Origin of the sequence: Streptococcus sp. 27098_8_91 (genome assembly GCF_041432385.1) — a bacterium.
Classification (GTDB): Bacteria; Bacillota; Bacilli; order Lactobacillales; family Streptococcaceae; genus Streptococcus.
Map to the genome: position 1 here is coordinate 1 of NZ_JAPVZN010000018.1, position 4416 is coordinate 4416.

Genomic DNA, 4416 nt, shown 5'->3' on the forward strand with positions numbered 1-4416 from the left:
TCAGAGTTCGAAGGCGGTGTGAATGGAGTAGAGTCCGCTAAGTCAGACACTTCAACCTTTGAAGGTGGTGTCAATGGCGAAGAAGGAGCTAAGTCAGAGAGTCCAGAGTTCGAAGGCGGTGTGAATGGAGTAGAGTCCGCTAAGTCAGACACTTCAACCTTTGAAGGTGGTGTCAATGGCGAAGAAGGAGCTAAGGCAGAAAGTACAGAGTACGCAGGCGGTGTGAATGCAGTAGAATCCGCTAAGCTAGAGGTGCCAGAATATACAGGCGGTGTGAATGCAGTAGAATCCGCTAAGTTAGAAGCTCCAGAATACACAGGTGGTGTCAATGCAGTGGAATCCGCTAAGTTAGATTCTCCAGAATACACAGGTGGTGTCAATGCAGTGGAATCCGCTAAGTTAGAGGTGCCAGAATATACAAGTAGTGTAAATGGAGTAGAATCTGCTAAGTTAGAAGTTCCAGAGTACACAGGTGGCGTCAATGGAGTAGAGGCTGCTAAGTTAGAAGTTCCAGAGTACACAGGTGGCGTCAATGGAGTAGAGGCTGCTAAGTTAGAAGTTCCAGAATACACAGGTGGCGTCAATGCAGTAGAATCTGCTAAGTTAGAAGCACCAGAGTATACAAGTGGTGTAAATGGAGTAGAATCTGCTAAGTTAGAAGTTCCAGAGTATACAGGTGGTGTAAATGGAGTAGAATCTGCTAAGTTAGAAGTTCCAGAGTACACAGGTGGTGTCAATGGAGTGGAATCTGCTAAGTTAGAAGTTCCAGAGTACACAGGTGGTGTTAATGGGCTAGAAGCTGCTATCTATGAGGTCTCAGAGTATAAGGGAGAACAGTCAATTGTGGTTCAAGCTATGGCACAAGATAAAACTTATCAAGCCCCTGCTGCTCGTCAGCAACTTCTTCCTGAAACAGGAAGTGAAGATCTTGCTCCTCTTGCCTCTCTAGGACTTGTAGGAATGCTCCTAGGTATGTTTGCTATGGGCAAGAAAAAAGAAGATCAATGAAATAGTTAAAATCAACGAAATTCATAGAGAAATTTGATCTTATATTAGAAAGGGTCGTGACTAGAACTAGTTACGGCCTTTTTGATCTAGATAAATCAGGAGTCAAATAGTTAATACTCTTCGAAAATCTCTTCAAACCACGTCAGCTTCGCCTTACCGTATATGTGTTACTGACTTCGTCAGTTCTATCCACAACCTCAAAACTGTGTTTTGAGCAACCTGCGGCTAGCTTCCTAGTTTGCTCTTTGATTTTCATTGAGTATAAGTTTGAGATAAAGTTCATTAAAAAAACGATTCAACCGAATGAAGCAATTTTATGTTAGAAAAATCCAAAGCACCCGAAAGTAGTTTCAAATGTCTGAGTTTATGTTTTAAAAACTGAAAGTATAATCTGTTCTATCTCAATCTCTCTTAAAAGGGGAGGATTTATTATATAATGAGAATAAGATAAAATTTGAAAGGAGTAGGAGACTCTAGTTAACGATGGGTCGTTAAGTGAGAGAAAATTTGAAAGAGCGAGTGTAACCATTCGTGAAAAAGTAATTTTTGTCATTTAGTCAGATGACTAAAAATTTTAAGCGAAAAAGAAAGCGCTTTATTTTTAAAAATGAAAGGAAGAAAGATGAAGCATAATCAGTTGGATAGAAAACAACGATACGGAATTCGCAAATTTACAGTAGGAGCCGCTTCAGTCGTTATTGGAGCAGTTGTTTTTGGTGCATCGCCAGTATTAGCACAAGAGTCAACGGTCACTAGTAAAGAGACCGCCGAGCTTAGTGTCGAAAAGGAACAGCCTGAAAAAGCAGAGATCGTTGAAAAGAATGTTACGGAATCTAATGGGGTAGATACAGTTACACATGCATCTACAGAAGCACATACTGGAACAGAGACAACTACAACGGCAGAAGCAACTAGAGAAACCGAAAAAGATCCAGCTGCGCTTCCACGTGATTACTATGCTAGAGAGTTGGAAAATGTCAATACTGTTCTTGAAAAGGAAGATGTAGAGACTAATGCTGCAAATAGCAATAGAATTGATCTGACAGAGCAATTAGGCAAACTGAAACAACTTCAAAACGCGACCATTCATATGGAGTTCAAACCAGATGCTTCTGCGCCAGCATTTTACAACCTTTTCTCAGTCTCAAGTGATAAGGTTCGAAATGAATATTTCACCATGGCTGTTTACAACAACGTTGCCTTGATTGAGGGCCGCGATCAAAACGGCGACCAATTTTATGATAGATACACAGACGCACCATTAACTGTCAAACCAGGTCAGTGGAACTCAGTAACCTTTACAGTTGAAAGACCAAGTGCAGATTCTCCAGATGGGCAAGTTCGTCTCTATGTAAACGGAGTTTTGTCACGAACAAGTAAGAAATCAGGACGCTTTATCAAAGATATGCCTGATGTGAATCATATGCAAATTGGTACCACAAATCGTGCAGGAAGTATGGTTTGGGGGGCAGGTTTACAAGTTCGTAATCTAACTGTTTATGATCGTGCCTTGAGTCCAGAAGAAGTTCAAAATCGTAGCTACCTATTTGAAAGATCCGAATTAGAGAAAAAGCTTCCAGAAGGAGCTGAGATAACAGATAAAAAGGATGTCTTTGAAGCTGGTAAAAATGGGCAGTCAAATCCAGATGGCATTAATAGCTATCGTATTCCAGCCCTCCTTAAGACTGACAAGGGAACTTTGATTGCTGGAGCTGACGAACGTCGTTTGCACCACTATGACTGGGGCGATATCGGTATGGTCGTCAAACGAAGTGAAGATCAGGGTCAAACATGGGGCGATCGTATCACACTTACGAATCTACGCGACAATCCAAAAGCTACTGATCCATCTGTTGGTTCACCAGTAAATATCGATATGGTTTTAGCCCAAGATACTGAAACCAAGCGCATCTTTTCTGTCTATGATATGTTCCCAGAAGGAAAAGGTATCTTTGGGATGTCAGCTGAAAAAGAGGAAGCTTATAAAGAAATTAATGGGAAAACCTACCAAATTCTCTATCGTGAAGGAGAAAATGGAGCCTATACCATTCGTGAAAATGGTGTTGTCTACACACCAGATGGTCAGGCAACGGATTACCGTGTTGTTGTAAATCCAGTCAAGCCGGCTTATAGTGATAAAGGTGATCTTTATCAGGGTGAGCAACTGCTAGGAAATATCTATTTTACAAGCAATAAAACTTCTCCATTTAGAATTGCTAAAGACAGCTACCTATGGATGTCTTACAGTGATGATGACGGTAAGACTTGGTCTGCACCACAAGATATTACCCCAATGGTCAAAGCTGATTGGATGAAATTCTTAGGTGTGGGACCTGGAGTGGGCATTACCCTCCAGAATGGACCTCATAAAGGTCGTATCGTCGTTCCTGTTTATACGACAAACCGTACTAACCACCTCAACGGTTCTCAATCATCTCGTATCATCTACTCAGATGACCATGGTAAGACTTGGCATATGGGTGGCGGTGTCAATGATAACCGTACACTTTATGATGGTACAGTAGTTGATTCAAGCAACATGAACAATTACTACGCTCAAAATACGGAAGCTTCTGTTGTTCAATTGAATAATGGTCAGTTGAAACTCTTTATGCGTGGTTTGACAGGTGATTTGCAGGTTGCGACAAGTAATGATGGTGGTATTACATGGGACAACTATGTAGCACGCTATGATGTACCTGATGTTTATGTTCAAATGGCGGCGACTCATACGGTTCAAGATGGTAAAGAGTACATCCTTCTAGCAAATGCCAATGGCCCAGGTCGTAAGAATGGTTACATTCGAGTGGCTCGTGTAGAAGAAGATGGCGAGTTGACTTGGCTGCATCATCATTTGATTCAAGAAGGGGAGTATGCCTATAACTCACTTCAACAGATCGGACCAAAAGAATTTGGTCTCTTGTATGAACATCATGAAGCTGGTGGCAATCCTTATACTCTATCCTTCAAGAAATTCAACTGGGATTTCTTGACGAAGGAAAGAATTTCTCCTAAAGAAACCAAAGTTAAAAATGTTATTGAAAAATGGCCAGGAATTCTTGCAGTAGAGTTTGATTCAGAAGTTTTGGTTAACAAAATCCCAACACTTCAGTTGGCAAATGGTAAAAAAATAAACTTTATGACCCAGTACGATACTAAGACTCTTCTATTCACAATAGATAAGTCAGATCTAGGTCAGGAGATAACTGGCCTTGCTTCTGGAGCGATCGAGAGTATGCACAACCTTCCGGTGAGTCTTGAAGGAGCAGGTATTCCTGGAGCTGCCAACGGTAGTGAAGCAGCTGTTAACGAAGTACCAGAATTCACAGGTGGTGTTAATGGTGTAGAAGCTGCGATTGCTGAACTTCCAGAATTTACTGGTGGAGTCAATGGTAGTGAAGCAGCTGT

General features: G+C 41.3%; 2 protein-coding genes. Both read left to right on the forward strand.

The annotated features are described in order from the left end of the window. Nucleotides 1-1008, forward strand: a 1008-nt coding sequence (locus O3611_RS09685) for an SIALI-17 repeat-containing surface protein (RefSeq protein ID WP_371608515.1), incomplete at its 5' end; no start/stop codon positions are given. Nucleotides 1009-1630: 622 nt separating this feature from the next. After that, on the forward strand, nucleotides 1631-4416 hold a 2786-nt coding region (locus O3611_RS09690), incomplete at its 3' end, for an SIALI-17 repeat-containing surface protein (protein ID WP_371608516.1).